Genomic DNA, 14,999 nt, shown 5'->3' with positions numbered 1-14,999 from the left:
CAACAAGGAGAGACACCATGCGCACATCACGCATCGTCGCGATCGGCGCCGCGGGCATCGCAGCCGCGCTCGCCCTCAGCGCGTGCTCGAGCGGCGGTTCCGGCACCGGCGGCAGCGACGGCGGCTCGGACAACGGCAAGATCGGCAAGGTCGACGGATCGGGCCGCACCCTCACGGTCTGGTCGATGACCGGTGACCTGTCGGACGACACGATCGCGGCGATCAACAAGGAGTTCGAGTCGCAGACCGGCGCCAAGGTCAAGGTCGAGACGCAGCAGTGGAAGGACATCGCGACCAAGATCACGACGGCCCTCGCCACCGACACCCCGCCGGACGTCGTCGACATCGGCAACACCCAGGTCTCGACGTTCGCCGCCAGCGGCGGTCTCGCCGACCTCACCGCGTACAAGGACGACCTCGCGCAGGGCCAGACCTGGCTCGGCGGCCTCGCCGACCCGGCGATGGTCGACGGCAAGCTCTACGGGGTGCCGTCGTTCGGCGCCACGCGCACCGTCATCTACAACAAGACGATGTGGAAGGATGCCGGCGTCACCGCCGCTCCGACCACGTACGACGAGCTGAAGTCGGCCCTCGACAAGGTCAAGGCGAAGAACAGCAGCGCCGACTTCTCGGCGTTCTACCTGCCCGGCCAGTACTGGTACGCGGCCATGCAGTGGATCTGGGACGCCGGCGGCGACATCGCCACCCAGAAGGACGGCAAGTGGACGGCGGGCTTCTCGTCGAGCGAGGGCCAGTCGGGCCTGAACGAGTGGAAGACGTTCCAGAACACCTACTCGTCGGTCGCGAGCCGCACGCTGAACACCGACAAGCCCGACCAGGACCAGGTCTTCGCCGACGGCAAGGCCAGCGCGGTCATCGGCAACAACTGGGAGATCGGCGCGATCCAGAAGGCGAACCCGAAGATCACCGACGCCGACCTCGGCACGTTCGCGATGCCGGGCGTCTCCGGCTCGAACCAGCCGGTCATGCTCGCGGGCTCCGACTGGGGCATCGCCGCCAAGAGCAAGAACCAGGACCTGGCGCGCGTCTGGGTGAAGATCGCCGCGAGCCCCGACATCCAGAAGAACAACGTCGTCAAGGACGGCTGGATCCCCGACAGCGTCGAGGGCTCGAAGGCGGCCGTCGACGGCGGCACGCTGACCGAGCTGCAGACGGCGTTCTTCACGGCGGCGCAGAACTCGAAGGCCACCCCGGCCTCGGGCAGCTGGGCGCAGCTGGAGGACCCCGGAATGAAGCAGTTCTTCCAGTCGGTCGCGTCGGGCGCCAAGTCGCCGGCGGATGCGGCCAAGTCGTGGGACGACACGGTCAACTCCGCGCTCAACAACCAGTAACCGACCGCCTCTGACGAAGAGACAGCATGAGTACCTCCACTGCGACGATCGTCGCAGGTGAGGGAGTGGCCGCCGCCCCGGGCAACCGGGATCAGCGGCGGCCACGGCCCCCTCGCCCCTTCAGCAAGCAGTCGCGATTCGCCCCCCTGTGGCTCTTGTCGCCGGCGGGTATCGTGATCGTCGCGCTCATCGTGGCGCCCATCGTCTTCCTCGTCTACACGTCGTTCACCGACTACGACCAGCGCACCCTCTTCACCGGGGAGTACCACGGCGTCGGCTTCGCGCAGTACGCGAAGATCTTCACCGATCCGCAGTTCTGGCGGTCGACCATCCTCACCCTGCTGTTCACCGCCGCCATGGTGCTGGGCAGCCTCATCATCGGCGTCGGCATGGCGCACCTCATGACCAAGCTCGGCACCGCCATGCGGTACGTCGTGACGATCGTGCTCATCTTCGCCTGGGGGATGCCGAACGTGGCGTCCGCGCAGGTGTGGGGCTGGCTGTTCCAGCCCGGCTACGGCGTCGTGAACTGGATGATCACGCAGCTGCAGATCTTCGGCGACCAGACGAACCTCGCCTGGTGGAACAACCAGTGGCTCGCACTGCTGAACATCTGGATGCTCGTGGTCTGGCAGGCGGTGCCGTTCATCGCCCTCACCACGTACGCCGCGCAGACCCAGGTCGACGGCTCGCTCATCGAGGCGGCCCGCATCGACGGCGCCGGCGAATGGCGCATCTACTTCTCCGTCATCCTGAACGCCCTGAAGCCCACGATCCTGCTCATCACGGTGCTGTCGATCATCTGGGACTTCAACGTGTTCAACCAGATCTGGCTGACCACCCAGGGCGGGCCCGACAACGGCACCGCGACCCTCGGCATCTGGGCGTATCTGACGGCATTCAACAGCTTCAAGATCGGCAGTGGCGCGGCGATCGCCGTCGTCACGACGGTCATGCTCATGATCATCAGCGGCTTCTACATCCGGAGCCTGCTTCGCTCGGGAGAAGACCTGTGAGCGCCACCGTCACCGAAACCCAGGTCATGACCACCGCACCGGCAGACCGCGCCGTGCGCCGCCGTCGGTCCCGGAAGAGGAAGGGCGTGGCCGCGACCGTCATCGCGCTCGTCTTCTCCGTGGTGTGGATCTTCCCCGTCTACTGGATGGTGATCACCTCGTTCAAGCCGCGCGCCGACGTGATGACGCCGACGCCGCAGTTCCTCCCGCTGCATCCGACGCTGGAGAACTTCGTCAACGCCGTCACGAAGACGAACTTCCTGCTGAACCTGCGCAACAGCGTCGTGGTCGTGTTCGCGGCGATCATCTTCGCGCTGCTGATCGCGCTGTTCGCCTCCGCGGCCCTGAGCCGGTTCCGCTTCAAGGGACGCCGCACCATCATGGTGCTGATCCTCGCGGTGCAGATGCTGCCGGGCGCGGCCCTGCTCATCCCGCAGTTCCTGATCTTCAACGACCTGGGGCTGCTCAACAAGTACATCGGCCTGATCCTCGCCTACATCGCCGCGGTGCTGCCGTTCTCGATCTGGTCGCTGCGCGGGTTCTTCATCTCGATCCCGGTCGAGGTCGAGGAGGCGGCGATGATGGACGGCGCCGGCACCTGGACGATCCTGTGGCGGGTGCTGTTCCCGCTCGTGATCCCCGGTCTCATCTCGACGAGCATCTTCGGGTTCATCACCGCCTGGAACGAGTACATCCTCGCCTTCACGTTCATGAAGGACACCACGATGTACACGCTCCCGGTGTGGCTCGCCGGCTTCGCCATCCCGAACCAGCCCGTCGACTACGGCGGCCAGATGGCGGCATCCCTGCTGTTCTCCCTGCCGGTCGTCGTGCTGTTCCTCATCATCCAGCGCCACCTCGTCACCGGCATGTCGGCGGGGGCGGTCAAGGGCTGATGCGCAGCGGTGCGCGAGCCGCCTCCCACGGGGAGGGCGGCCGATGAGAGTGGGACTCGACGTCGGCGGAACGAAGACGGATGCCGTCGCCGTCGCCGACACGGGCGGAATCGTCGCACGCGTGCGCCTCGCGACCGGGTGGGGACCCGACGGCGTCGCCGACACGATCGTGCAGGCCGTCACGGCGCTGCAGCGCGAGGGCGTCGGCGACATCGACACGATCGGCGTCGGCATCCCCGGGCAGGTCTCGCCCGGCTCGACCCGCGTGCTGCACGCCGTGAACCTCGGCGTCGCCGACCTCGACATCGCCGCCGCTGTGCAGGGCCGTCTCGCCGCGCCGGTCACGCTCGAGAACGACGTGAAGGCCGCGGCCCTCGGCGCGCACGCGCTGCGTGACGGCATGCGCGGCGAGACCATGGCCTACCTCAACCTCGGCACCGGCATCGCCGCGGGCATCGTGCGGGGCGGCCGGCTCTGGCGCGGCAGCCACGGCACGGCTGGCGAGGTCGGCCACATCTCGGTCGACCCGCACGGGCCGGTGTGCCGCTGCGGGCAGCGCGGATGCGTCGAGGCGCTGTGCGGCGGGGCGTCCATCGCCCGTCGCTGGGGCCGGCCGTCGCCGCTGCCCGTCCGCGACGTGCTCGACGCCGCCGATGCCGGCGATGCGTCCGCGCTGGCGCTGCGCGCCGACCTCATGACGGGCGTCGCCGCCGCCGTGCGGATCCTCGTCCTCACCGCCGATGTCGATGTCGTCGTGCTCGGCGGGGGCCTCACCGCACTCGGCGATAGGCTCATGACGGGGGTCGCCGCCGAACTGCGCGCGAGTGCGGAGGCGTCGGCCTTCCTGCGGTCGCTGCGGCTCGGCGACCGGGTCGAGCTGCTGCCCGCAGGCTCGGCAGCCGCCGCGTTCGGCGCCGCCCTGGTCGGCGCCGGTCAACACCTCGAACACCCCGAAAGCGTGATCCATGGCTGAAGTCGTCATCGTCCCGGATGCCTCCACCGCCGGCGAGCTCGTCGCCGACGAGATCGTGTCGCTCATCGCGGCCGATCCCGAGGTCGTGCTGGGCCTTGCGACCGGCTCGACCCCGCTGCCGGTCTATCAGGCGCTGCGGCCGCGCCTGGAGGGCGTCGACGTGTCGCGCGTGCGCGGCTTCGCCCTCGACGAGTACGTCGGCATCGACCCGAACCACCCGGAGAGCTACCGCAACGTCATCCGCCGCGAGGTCGTCGAGCCGCTCGGGCTCGATCCGGAACGCATCCACGTGCCGAACGGCGCGACCGCGACGATCGAGCACGCGGGGGACGACTACGAGGGGGCCATCGCCGAAGCCGGCGGCGTCGAGCTGCAGATCCTCGGCATCGGCACGGATGGGCACATCGGGTTCAACGAGCCGGGCTCGTCGTTCGCGTCGTCGACGCGGGTGAAGACCCTGACCGAGCAGACCCGTGCCGACAACGCCCGCTTCTTCGACTCGATCGACCAGGTGCCGATGCACTGCATCACGCAGGGACTCGGCACGATCCTGCGCGCCCGTCACCTCGTGCTGCTCGCGTTCGGCGAGAGCAAGGCCGCGGCCGTCGCCGGCGCCGTCGAGGGACCGGTCACCGCGTCGCTGCCCGGCTCGGCTATCCAGCTGCACCCGCGGGTCAGCGTCGTGGTCGACGAGGCCGCGGCATCGCGGCTGCGGTTCGCCGACTACTACCGCCACACCTACGCGAACAAGCCCGCCTGGCAGGGTCTGTAGGCGGGTCCACCGGCGCCATGCTGCAGATTCCCGCTGATGCGCCTGCTTTTTGCTGTCGCATCAGCGGAGACCTGTAGCCCTCGGTGAAACGGTGCCGCATCAGCATGATGCTGTAGCACTCGAAGGAGGGTGCCGGGCGGACCGGGCTCGCCCGGGCGCAACCGGGAGGATGACGCCGGTCAGCGGGCCGGCCGGGCTCACCCCGGGCTCACCTCGGGCGCATTCACCACTGAATGACCGCAGGGGGCCACCCGGATGGCCACGGTTACGGCGCGAATACCTTGCCCGGATTGAGGATGCCGCGCGGGTCGAACAGCGCCTTGATCTGCCGCTGCAGCTCCCACTGATCGGGGCCGAGCTCATCGGCGAGCCACCGCCGCTTGAGCACCCCGATGCCGTGCTCACCCGTGAGGGTTCCGCCCAGGCGCAGCGCCGCGTGGAACAGGTCGTCCGCTGCCGCCCAGATCACGTCGGGCACCTCGATGCCGTCGAAGACGAAGTTCGGGTGCAGGTTGCCGTCGCCGGCGTGCGCGACGGTCGGGATGACGACGCCGTGCTCCCATTCGACCCGCGCGATCTCGTCGAACATCTCGGCGAGCCTGCTGCGCGGCACCGCGACGTCTTCGATCAGGGTCGTGCCGAGCGTCTCCATCGCCGGGTGCATCGAGCGGCGCACCGCGAGCAGCCGCTCACCCTCCACGGGGTCGCCGGTCGTCTCCACAGAGCCGCCCGCGTCTCGGAGCACCTCGGCAATCGCTGCGGCTTCGTCGGCGGACGCGACCCCGTCGGCCTGGATCGTCAGCTGGGCGGCGCCGGCGAGCGGCGCCGGCAGGGCGAGCAGCCGGTGCACGGCGGCCAGGCACGTGGCATCCATCAGCTCCATCACCGACGGCTGGATCCCGGCCGCAGTGACGGCGGCTGATGCGGCGGCCGCCGCCCGTACGGTCGGGAACGTCGCGGTCAGGGTGTGCACCTGGCCGGGCACGAGGCGGCGGAGTTTCAACGTCGCGCCGACCACGACGCCGAGCACTCCCTCGGACCCGATGAACAGGCTCACCAGGTCGAGGCCGGTGACGCCCTTGACACTGCGATGCCCGAGGTGCAGCAGGCGCCCGTCGGCGAGCACGACGTCGAGGCCGAGCACCGCATCCCGCACGACGCCGTACTTCGCACAGAGCAGGCCGCCGGCGCCGGTCGCGATGTTGCCGCCGACGGTCGAGATGGCGCGACTCGCCGGATCGGGCGCCCACCAGACGCCGTGCTCGGCGAGGGCGTCGTTCAGGTCGGCGTTGATGATGCCGGGCTCGACCACGGCGAGAAGGTCGTCGGGGCGCACCTCGAGCAGACGGTCCATCGAGCGCAGGGAGAGGGCGATCTCGCCGCCGCCGGTGTTCGCACCGCCGGCAAGGCCCGTTCCCGCGCCGCGGGGAACGACCGGGGTGCCGGTCTCGTGAGCGATGCGCAGCGTCGCCTGCACGTCTGCGACGGATGCCGCGTGCACGATCGCCAGGGGAGTGCCGGGCGCCGCGTGCCCCGACTTGTCGGCCCGGACGGCGGCGAGCCCGTCGGCGCTCGTGTCGACGCGGGCGCCGAGCGCTGCGCGCAGGAGCGCGACGACGTCGCTGTGCTCCGGACGCGCCGTCATGCGGCCTGTGCCGTCATGCGAAGCGGCGACGCCCGGCGATGACGCCGGCGGTCACGGCGATGACGGCGAAGACGAGGCCGACCCAGGTCTGACCCATGCTCCACCACGCGATCGTGGCGCCCGCGTAGACGAGCAGCTCGATCACCGCGCGCACGAACGGGTGCACGCGGACGACGGCGCGCGGCGAGACGAACAGTGCCCACAGGAGGATCGCGACGACCGGAGTGCCGATCCCCATCACGATGTTCCAGGGGAACGGCCATCCGGCGAAGCCCCAGAACGCGAACGTGAAGAAGGCGAACAGCTCGCACGCGAACGCGAGCAGATCGACCGCCGACAGCGGGGCGCGGGTGCCGGGAGCGGCGTCTCCGGGCAGAGCGGCGTGGTCGGGGGAGGACATGCCTCCAGTCTACGTGGCCGCGTTCACGACCGGTTCTGCGGTGGTGCCGACGCCGACGGTGTCCGGATGCGTCGGCTCGGCGTCGGGCGCGGATTCCGCTGTCGCCGCCTGATCGCATCCGGCGGCCGCGTCAGGCGTCGAGCCGTCGACCGATGGGTGGTCCCGAACCTCGTCCGCGCACGCGGCGGGTGCGTCCGGGGACGTGTCGGGCTGCGGTGTCGGGTCCGGGGCCGGCGTCGGGCCCGTGTCCGGGGCGGGCTCCGGCTCAGGCTGCGGCTGTGGCTGTGGCTGTGGCTGTGGCGCGGGCTGCGGCGCGGGCTCGGGCTGAGGACCCGGCTCCGACCCCGGCTGCGGCGCCGACGCGGGCGGCGCGACCGACTCGTCCGGTTGCGTCGCGGCGGGTCCATCCGCGGCGGGTGCGCTGACGGCCGGCTCTCGGGCGATCGACTCGTCCGTCGCCGGGAGGTCGGCGGGCGGCGCCGGTGCCGCCTCCGGCGACCGCGGCGCGGGCGCCGGAGCGCGGCGAATCGGAGGGCCGAGCGGTGCGTCCGGCGCGACGGGCGGCGGCATGCTGACGATCTCGTCGGCCACGGCATCCGTCTCCGGCTTGACGACGTGTGCGTCGACGACGCCGTCTCCGGCGGCCTCGATCGCCACCCCGTCGGGGGAGTGTGCGGGGATGAGCGAGCCGGGCAGGACGACGGCGGCGACGGCGACGGTTGCCGCGATCAGCACGCCGGCCGCGATCAGGCCGGCCATCGCTCCCACCCCCGGCGTCCCGCCCGTCCTGCGGACCGCCGACGCGGCGTCCGCGGAGCTCCCGGCGGGTTCGGCCGCGGGCGACGCGTCGGCGTGCTCGCCGTCGCGGGGGTGTCTCATCATGTCCTCGGCGCGTGGTCGGATGACGCCCGTTCGGGTCATCGGGCGCCTGACCCATTCTGGTCAATCCCGGGCGGCTCCGCCATCCCACCGACAGGCGATGCCGGCTCCGTGCGGCGAAGCGTCCGCGTGCGACACTGGAGCCCGTGACGGTCATCGGCAATGCGATCTACGCGAACGACGGGCATCGGATCGCGACGCCCGCGAGTCTCGACGCCACCTGGGAGGCGCTCGACGCGCACGGCGGCTTCGCGTGGATCGGCCTGTACCGCCCCGACGAGGCCGAGCTCGATTCGGTCGCGGCCGAGTTCGGGCTGCACGGGCTCGCGGTCGAAGACGCGCTCCGCGGACATCAGCGCGCGAAGCTCGAGCAGTACGGTGACATCAGCTTCGCGGTGCTGCGGCCCGCGCGGTACATCGACGCAGACGAGCGGGTCGAGTTCGGCGAGGTGCATCTGTTCGTGGGCGGCGACTTCGTCGTCGTGATCCGGCACGCCGAGGCGCCCGACCTCGGTCATGTGCGGGAGCGACTCGAACAGGAGCCGGAGCTGCTCGCCCGCGGTCCGCTTGCCGTGATGTACGGCATCGTCGACCGCGTCGTCGACGACTACGCGCCCGTCGTCGCCGGGCTCGAGAACGACATCGACGAGATCGAGGAGCAGCTGTTCACCGGCGATGCCGCGGTCGCGCGGCGCATCTACGACCTGTCGGGCGAGGTGATGGATTTCCAGCGGGCGGTGAAGCCGCTCGCCCAGATGATCGAGAGCGTGCGCGAGCGGCTCCCCGAGGGCGATCCCGGCGCGCTCGAGCTGCGCCGGTCGTTCCGGGATGTCGCGGACCACGTCATCCGCATCACCGAGAAGGCCGACGAGCTGCGGCAGACACTGCAGAACGCGCTGTCCGTCAACGCCACCCTCGTCGCGCAGCGGCAGAACGAGCAGATGCAGCGGCTGAGCGAGACGAGCGTCAAGCAGGCGGAGCAGGCGAAGAAGATCTCGAGCTGGGCGGCGATCCTGTTCGCCCCGTCGCTGATCACCGGCATCTACGGGATGAACTTCCATGCGATGCCGGAGCTGTCCCTGCCGCTGGGGTACCCGCTCGCGATCCTGCTCATGGTCGGCTTGAGCGCCGCGCTCTACGCGGTGTTCAAGGCGCGCAGCTGGCTGTAGCCCGGAAGACGCAGCATCGCGACTGCTCCACTTCGCGCATCCGCTCTGCCGATCGACGGCGCAGACCCCGCGAAAAGGCGCGCACGCGTCACCGCAGCGGGCCGCCGAGGTGAGCCGTCAGACCGGTGCGCCGTCGACCCACACGCGCTGCACGGCGAGGTCGTCGTCGAGCAGCACCGCGTCGGCGGCGTAGCCCGGGAGCAGGGCGCCGAACCGGTCGGCCACCCCGACGGCCGCGGCGGGCGTCGCCGTCGCGGCGGTCACGGCGTCGGGCAGCGGCATCCCGACCCGCTCGACCATGAGCCGCAGCGCGGCATCCTGCGTCAGCGTCGATCCCGCGATCGAGTCGCCCTCGACGAGCCGTGCGACGCCGTCGGCCACCGCGACCGCGAGGCCGCCGAGGTCATACCGGCCGTCGCCGCTCCCGGCGGCGGCCATCGCGTCGGTGATGAGCGCCACACGTCCCGGTGCGCTCTGCGTCAGCACCCGGATGACGTCGGGGTGCACGTGCACGCCGTCGGCGATGACCTCGAGCCGCACGCGCTCGTCGCGCAGTGCCGCCACGATCGGGCCCGGGGCGCGGTGATGGATGCCGTTCATCGCGTTGAACGCGTGGGTGAGCAGCGTCGCCCCCGCGTCGAACGCCGCCGCCGCGGTCGCCTCGTCGGCATCCGTGTGCCCCACCGCGACCGCGACCCCCGACGACGACAGCCGCGCGATCGCGTCCATCGCGCCGTCGAGCTCGGGAGCCATCGTGATCTGCCGGATCGTGCCGGCGCCCGCCGCGAGGAGGCGGTCGACGGATGCGGCATCCGGCGCCCGCAGGAGGCCCGCCGTGTGCGCGCCCTTGTGCGCGACGTCGAGGAACGGCCCCTCGAGGTGCGAGCCGAGGACCGTCGGATCCGCCGCCGTGAGCTCGGCCACCATCGCCGCGCGCAGCGCGAAATCGTCGAGCGACGCCGTCACGAGCGACAGCACCGCACGGGTCGTGCCGTGCGCGCGGTGCACCGCCCGCGCCGTCGCCACCGCTTCGGGACCGTCGTCGTACGCGGCGCCCCCGCCGCCGTGCCCGTGGATGTCGACGAACCCGGGGGTGAGCCACGCCCCGCCCGCGTCGTCCGCATCGCGCGGCGCGAGGTCGCGCCATCCGTCGCCCGTGCCGAGGCCCGCCACCCGGCCGTCGACGAACGCGACCCACGCGTCGTCCGTGATCTGCCCCTCGTCGACGAGACGGGCGGAGTGGACGACGCGGTCGACGCTCACCGCGCGGCCTCTGCCTCGGGTTCTGCCTCGACGTCGCTTGCGGCGTCGGCCCAGTCGATCTCGGGGGAGCGGAAGAAGCCGATGCCCTGCCGCTCCCACAGCGGCGCGAGACCGCCGACCCGGTCGCGGAACGACGCCCACGTGCGCTCCGGCGCCGCCGCGGCCGCCGGCGACCATGCCACCTCGGCGGCCGACGCGATGCGCGGGAACGCCTGCGCCTCGATGTCGGCGGCGGTGCGGATGGTCTCGCTCCACAGCGGCGCCTCGATGCCGAGGATGTCGTCCTCGGCGATGTCGTCGATCACGGCCTCGGGGTGCCAGGCGTACGAGCGCTGCACGCTCGTCGGGCCGTTCGCCCAGATGAGGCCCAGCTCGGCGTCGACGTCGTGCTTCATGTCGAGGTAGATCGCGTCGGCGGGGGAGAGGATGAGGCGGCCGCCGCGTCGCACCAAGGCGCGGGCCTTGTCGTCCATGTCCTCGGTGGGCGTGACGTAGCCCCAGTACTGCCCGATCGTGCCGGGCGCGAGGGCGTCGGCGGAGCCTGCCTCGTGCCACGCGATCGGCGTCTTGCCGAGGTCGGCCACGATCGCCGAGACGCGTGCCATGTAGGCCGCGAAGTCCTCGTGCGGGGTGCCGAGCGCCTCGTCGCCGCCGACGTGGAGGTAGGGGCCTGGGGTCATCTCCGCGAGCTCGCGATACACGTCGGCGAGCAGCGCGTAGGTCGCCTCGTCGCGGGTCTTGAGCGACGAGAAGCCGACGGCGAGACCCCGGTAGGGCTTGCCCGGCTCGGGCAGGCCCCCGCCGTAGATGTCCACGACCTCCTTGACGTGGTCGGTGATGACGAGCGGCTCGGCGAGCTCGGGGTGTGCGATGCCGACGGCGTGGGTGTGGCTCGGCCCGTCGATCTCGGGCACCACGATCATGTGGCGAGCCGCGGCGTACGCGACGATCCTCGCGTAGTCGTCCTGCGTGTAGAAGCCGCCGGCGTCGCCGCCGACCGCGCTGTCCGACGCGAGATCGGTCAGCTCGGGATGCGAGTCGATGCGGATGCGCCAGCCCTGATCGTCGGTGAGGTGCAGGTGCAGCGCGTTGAACTTCAGCGCGACGGCCCGGTCGATGTAGCGCTCGACGACCTCGACGGGGAAGAAGTGGCGCGCGACGTCGAGCATCACGCCGCGGTAGGCGAACCGCGGGGAGTCTTCGATCCGCATCGCCGGGACGGTGGTCGCTGCCCCGAGCAGCTGCACGAGCGTGTGTACCCCGTAGAAGAGGCCGGCCTCGTCGCCGCCGACGATCCCGATCCCGGATGCGTCCACGGTGAGCGTGTACGACTCCGGCGCGCCGTCGGCTTGCAGCTCGAGGATGACGTCGGCCTCGGCGTCCCGACGGTCGTCGGCGATCTCGAGCGTGCGCCCGGCGACCGGGGCGAGCGCCTCGGCGGCGAGCTCGGCGACGGACCGGGTGGCCGGCACCGCGACGAGGCGCGAGGACGCCGTGAGCCGGAACGGCGCGGCGGCGGCATCCGTTCGCACCGACGACGGGATCGGGACAAGTGCGGGCATTGGTGCTCTCCTCAGGGCCGCGGGGTCGTCGGCATCATCGTCGCGCCGAGACTCTGTAAGGAACGCTAACAAACTCCGGATCGTGACGCCACGCACCGGGCCGGGCCGGCGCATCCGCTATGCTCGGGATGTCGCGACTGGCGTTGAGGTGGGACACCACCGGGAAGCGACCGACCGGCATTCGACCGCACGCCTGGGCCGATGTGGAACCCTACTTTCCGTGCGCCGAGTCGAGGAGACCGCCATGACCGATCGCTACTTCAACGCCCCGCTCGCCGAGGTCGACCCCGAGATCGCGCAGGTTCTCGAGCGTGAGCTCGAACGGCAGCGCGGCTACCTCGAGATGATCGCCTCCGAGAACTTCGTGCCCGTCTCGGTGCTGCAGTCGCAGGGCTCGGTGCTCACGAACAAGTACGCCGAGGGCTACCCGGGCCGTCGCTACTACGGCGGCTGCGAAGAGGTCGACGTCGCCGAGGAGCTCGCGATCGAGCGGGCGAAGTCGCTGTTCGGCGCCGCCTACGCCAACGTGCAGCCGCACTCCGGGGCGACGGCGAACGCCGCGGTGCTGCACGCGATCGCCCGCCCCGGCGACACGCTCCTGGGCCTGTCGCTCGACCAGGGCGGTCACCTCACGCACGGCATGAAGATCAACTTCTCGGGCCGCCTGTACGACATCGTCGCGTACGGCGTGAACCCCGAGACATCCGTCGTCGACATGGACGAGGTGCGCCGCCTCGCCCTCGAGCACAAGCCCAAGGTCATCATCGCCGGGTGGTCGGCGTACCCGCGGCAGCTGGACTTCGCTGCGTTCCGTGCGATCGCCGACGAGGTCGGCGCGGTGCTGTGGGTCGACATGGCCCACTTCGCGGGCCTCGTCGCGGCGGGCCTGCACCCGTCGCCCGTGCCGCACGCGCACGTCGTCTCATCGACGGTGCACAAGACGATCGGCGGCCCGCGTTCGGGCTTCATCCTCACGAACGACGCCGACATCGCGAAGAAGATCAACTCGGCGGTGTTCCCCGGCCAGCAGGGCGGCCCGCTCATGCACGTGATCGCGGCGAAGGCGACGGCGTTCAAGCTCGCCGCCACGCCGGAGTTCGCTGAGCGTCAGCGGCGGGTGCTGTCGGGGGCGAAGATCATCGCCGACCGGCTGTCGCAGCAGGACGTAAAGGATGCCGGCATTGCGGTGCGCTCGGGCGGCACCGACGTGCACCTCGTCCTCGTCGACCTGCGCGATGCCGAGATCGACGGCAAGAAGGCCGAGGATCTGCTGCACGACATCCACATCACGGTGAACCGCAACGCGGTGCCGAACGACCCGCGTCCGCCGATGATCACGTCGGGTCTGCGCATCGGCACCCCGGCCCTCGCGACGCGGGGCTTCAGCGACGCGGAGTTCACCGAGGTCGCCGATGTCATCGCGCACGCGCTGCTGCCGGCCCCCGACGTCGAGGCGCTGCGCGCGCGGGTCGCGGCGCTCACTGCGGCGTTCCCGCTCTACCCCGACCTGCAGCAGTAGTCCGGGCCGCACCGGGGCGCGGGCACGACACGAGGAGACGACGGATGACGGCAGCACGACTCGACGGCAAGGCCGCGTCGGCGGCGATCAAGGCGGAGCTCGCCGAGCGCGTGACCGCGCTCAAGGAGCAGGGCATCACACCGGGCATCGCGACGGTGCTCGTCGGTGCGGACCCGGCGTCGCAGCTGTACGTCGGCATGAAGCACACGCAGTCCGAGACGATCGGGATGAACTCGATCCAGGTCGAGCTGCCCGCCGACGCGACGCAGGCCGATGTCGAGGCCGAGATCGACCGGCTCAACGCCGACCCCGCGTGCCACGGCTACATCGTGCAGCTGCCGCTGCCGAAGCACCTCGACACCGACGCGATCCTCGAGCGGATCGACCCCGCGAAGGACGCCGACGGCCTGCATCCGACGAACCTCGGTCGGCTCGTGCTGAACGTCAACGGCCGCATCGACACGCCGCTCCCGTGCACGCCGCGCGGCGTGATCGAGCTGCTGCGGCGGAACGACTACGACCTCAAGGGAAAGCACGTCGTCGTGATCGGCCGAGGGGTGACGATCGGCCGCTCGATCGGGCTGCTGCTCACGCGCCGCGAGCTGAACGCGACGGTGACGCTCACGCACACCGGCACCGTCGACCTGCCCTCGTACCTGCGCCAGGCCGACGTCATCGTCGCGGCGGCGGGCGTCAAGCACATCGTGCGGCCGGAGGACGTCAAGCCGGGCGCCGCCGTGCTCGACGTCGGCGTGACCCGGGAGGACGACCCGGCGACCGGCAAGTCGCGCGTGTTCGGCGACGTCGACCCCGCCGTGGCGGAGGTCGCCGGCTACCTGTCGCCGAACCCGGGCGGCGTGGGCCCGATGACGGTCGCGCTCCTCATGACGAACGTCGTCGAGGCGGCCGAACGCGTCGCCGATCGCGCGTGACCGGCGTGCGCTGAGGACGCCTGCGGCGCTCGGCGATCACGTCGCCGACCAGGCATGGGTGATCGTGTCGAGCACCGTCGCGTAGGCGGCATCCCAGTCGAGCCCTGCCGGGCCGAGGCCGGCAAGCTCCAAGCTCACGACGCCGTGCACCTGACCCCAGATGGCGGTGGTCGCCACGGGAAGCGGCACCTCGCTGAGGGTTCCCTCATGCTGCGCGGCCGAGATGGCCTCCTGCAGCGGGTGCATGGCACGCGCACTCGAATCCGGTTCATCGCCACCAGGATCGGGCGGGCAGTCGATCGAGAACATCATCCGGTACAGCTGCGGATGCGACAGTGCCCAGTCGCGGTACGCGACGCCCAGGGCGCGCAGCCCGTCGGGGGCTGCGGCGCGCTGGGAACGCCCGAACGAGGCGAAGGCGGCGTCGAGCACTGCCGCCATGAGCTGCTGCTTGCCGCCGAAGAGGGCGTACACGGCGGAGGTGGAGGTCTCGGCCGCCCCCGCCACATCGCGCAGCGCCAGGGCGTCTTGGCCGCGTTCTTCGATCACCGAGGTCGCGGCCTCGAGAAGGCGCTCACGCAGTGCCACGTCGTACAGCGGAGGTCTTGCCATGAGGACCAG

At 71.1% G+C, this 14,999-nt stretch carries 14 protein-coding genes and 1 riboswitch; of the genes, 8 read left to right on the top strand and 6 right to left on the bottom strand.

Going from position 1 to position 14,999, the window contains the following annotated elements; translation table 11 throughout:
* Positions 1-17: 17 nt before the first annotated feature.
* Genes AC3RX1_RS01620 through AC3RX1_RS01600 form a run of 5 tightly spaced genes read left to right on the top strand, consistent with a single transcriptional unit; the run spans position 18 to position 5,009 of the window.
* Positions 18-1,352, top strand: a complete 1,335-nt coding sequence (locus tag AC3RX1_RS01620) for a sugar ABC transporter substrate-binding protein (RefSeq protein WP_491499482.1) — start codon at positions 18-20, stop codon at positions 1,350-1,352.
* A 26-nt stretch (positions 1,353-1,378) separates the two neighbouring features.
* A complete protein-coding gene (locus tag AC3RX1_RS01615) occupies positions 1,379-2,368 on the top strand; it encodes a carbohydrate ABC transporter permease (RefSeq protein ID WP_491499481.1) in 990 nt (329 codons plus the stop codon).
* Positions 2,369-2,394: 26 nt separating this feature from the next.
* Positions 2,395-3,264, top strand: a complete 870-nt coding sequence (locus AC3RX1_RS01610; protein WP_491499480.1) for a carbohydrate ABC transporter permease — start codon at positions 2,395-2,397, stop codon at positions 3,262-3,264.
* Between the two features lie 43 nt (positions 3,265-3,307).
* Positions 3,308-4,237, top strand: a complete 930-nt coding sequence (locus AC3RX1_RS01605) for an ROK family protein (protein ID WP_491499479.1) — start codon at positions 3,308-3,310, stop codon at positions 4,235-4,237.
* Positions 4,230-5,009: a glucosamine-6-phosphate deaminase gene (locus AC3RX1_RS01600; RefSeq protein WP_491499478.1), complete on the top strand. Its 780-nt coding sequence runs from the start codon at positions 4,230-4,232 to the stop codon at positions 5,007-5,009. Before AC3RX1_RS01605 ends, AC3RX1_RS01600 begins: the two co-directional genes overlap by 8 nt.
* Before the next feature lie 265 nt (positions 5,010-5,274).
* On the opposite strand, the gene AC3RX1_RS01595 is transcribed toward AC3RX1_RS01600, so the two are convergent.
* From AC3RX1_RS01595 to AC3RX1_RS01585, 3 genes are read right to left on the bottom strand one after another with little or no spacing between them, the layout of a single operon-like run.
* On the bottom strand, positions 5,275-6,654 hold the full coding sequence (locus AC3RX1_RS01595; RefSeq protein WP_491499477.1) for an FAD-binding oxidoreductase: 1,380 nt from the start codon (positions 6,652-6,654) through the stop codon (positions 5,275-5,277).
* 13 nt (positions 6,655-6,667) lie between these two features.
* Positions 6,668-7,054 carry a YrdB family protein gene (locus AC3RX1_RS01590; RefSeq protein ID WP_491499476.1) on the bottom strand — a complete coding sequence of 129 codons (387 nt, stop codon included), beginning with the start codon at positions 7,052-7,054 and terminating at the stop codon, positions 6,668-6,670.
* 9 nt (positions 7,055-7,063) lie between these two features.
* Positions 7,064-7,975 (bottom strand): prolipoprotein diacylglyceryl transferase, encoded by a 912-nt coding sequence (locus AC3RX1_RS01585; protein WP_491499475.1) that lies wholly within the window; start codon positions 7,973-7,975, stop codon positions 7,064-7,066.
* A gap of 104 nt (positions 7,976-8,079) precedes the next feature.
* Between AC3RX1_RS01585 and AC3RX1_RS01580 the strand changes: the two genes are divergently transcribed.
* A complete protein-coding gene (locus tag AC3RX1_RS01580; protein ID WP_491499474.1) occupies positions 8,080-9,102 on the top strand; it encodes a magnesium and cobalt transport protein CorA in 1,023 nt (340 codons plus the stop codon).
* Between the two features lie 117 nt (positions 9,103-9,219).
* Here the strand turns inward: AC3RX1_RS01580 and nagA are convergent, their stop codons facing one another.
* Complete coding sequence (nagA, locus tag AC3RX1_RS01575; RefSeq protein ID WP_491499473.1) at positions 9,220-10,365, bottom strand: N-acetylglucosamine-6-phosphate deacetylase; 1,146 nt, start codon at positions 10,363-10,365, stop codon at positions 9,220-9,222.
* On the bottom strand, positions 10,362-11,927 hold the full coding sequence (locus tag AC3RX1_RS01570; RefSeq protein WP_491499472.1) for a beta-N-acetylhexosaminidase: 1,566 nt from the start codon (positions 11,925-11,927) through the stop codon (positions 10,362-10,364). Before AC3RX1_RS01570 ends, nagA begins: the two co-directional genes overlap by 4 nt.
* 123 nt (positions 11,928-12,050) lie before the next feature.
* A riboswitch (ZMP/ZTP riboswitch) is annotated at positions 12,051-12,133 on the top strand.
* Between the two features lie 38 nt (positions 12,134-12,171).
* Here AC3RX1_RS01570 and glyA point away from each other — a divergent pair.
* On the top strand, positions 12,172-13,446 hold the full coding sequence (glyA, locus tag AC3RX1_RS01565) for a serine hydroxymethyltransferase (protein WP_491499471.1): 1,275 nt from the start codon (positions 12,172-12,174) through the stop codon (positions 13,444-13,446).
* A gap of 44 nt (positions 13,447-13,490) precedes the next feature.
* Positions 13,491-14,378, top strand: a complete 888-nt coding sequence (locus AC3RX1_RS01560) for a bifunctional methylenetetrahydrofolate dehydrogenase/methenyltetrahydrofolate cyclohydrolase (RefSeq protein WP_491499470.1) — start codon at positions 13,491-13,493, stop codon at positions 14,376-14,378.
* Positions 14,379-14,414: 36 nt separating this feature from the next.
* On the opposite strand, the gene AC3RX1_RS01555 is transcribed toward AC3RX1_RS01560, so the two are convergent.
* Positions 14,415-14,990 (bottom strand): TetR/AcrR family transcriptional regulator, encoded by a 576-nt coding sequence (locus AC3RX1_RS01555; protein WP_491499469.1) that lies wholly within the window; start codon positions 14,988-14,990, stop codon positions 14,415-14,417.
* Positions 14,991-14,999 lie beyond the last annotated feature (9 nt).

It is taken from the genome of Microbacterium altimontanum (genome assembly GCF_058349865.2).
Note: the sequence above shows the minus strand (reverse complement) of the source record. Positions and strands in the feature narration are given on the sequence as shown.

Coding starts and splice junctions, on each gene's coding strand:
- AC3RX1_RS01555 (WP_491499469.1), bottom strand. CDS start 14,990: ATGGCAAGACCTCCGCTGTACGACGTGGCACTGCGTGAGCGCCTTCTC.
- AC3RX1_RS01590 (WP_491499476.1), bottom strand. CDS start 7,054: ATGTCCTCCCCCGACCACGCCGCTCTGCCCGGAGACGCCGCTCCCGGC.
- AC3RX1_RS01560 (WP_491499470.1), top strand. CDS start 13,491: ATGACGGCAGCACGACTCGACGGCAAGGCCGCGTCGGCGGCGATCAAG.
- AC3RX1_RS01615 (WP_491499481.1), top strand. CDS start 1,379: ATGAGTACCTCCACTGCGACGATCGTCGCAGGTGAGGGAGTGGCCGCC.
- AC3RX1_RS01610 (WP_491499480.1), top strand. CDS start 2,395: ATGACCACCGCACCGGCAGACCGCGCCGTGCGCCGCCGTCGGTCCCGG.
- AC3RX1_RS01570 (WP_491499472.1), bottom strand. CDS start 11,927: ATGCCCGCACTTGTCCCGATCCCGTCGTCGGTGCGAACGGATGCCGCC.
- AC3RX1_RS01585 (WP_491499475.1), bottom strand. CDS start 7,975: ATGACCCGAACGGGCGTCATCCGACCACGCGCCGAGGACATGATGAGA.
- AC3RX1_RS01620 (WP_491499482.1), top strand. CDS start 18: ATGCGCACATCACGCATCGTCGCGATCGGCGCCGCGGGCATCGCAGCC.
- AC3RX1_RS01595 (WP_491499477.1), bottom strand. CDS start 6,654: ATGACGGCGCGTCCGGAGCACAGCGACGTCGTCGCGCTCCTGCGCGCA.
- AC3RX1_RS01600 (WP_491499478.1), top strand. CDS start 4,230: ATGGCTGAAGTCGTCATCGTCCCGGATGCCTCCACCGCCGGCGAGCTC.
- glyA (WP_491499471.1), top strand. CDS start 12,172: ATGACCGATCGCTACTTCAACGCCCCGCTCGCCGAGGTCGACCCCGAG.
- AC3RX1_RS01605 (WP_491499479.1), top strand. CDS start 3,308: ATGAGAGTGGGACTCGACGTCGGCGGAACGAAGACGGATGCCGTCGCC.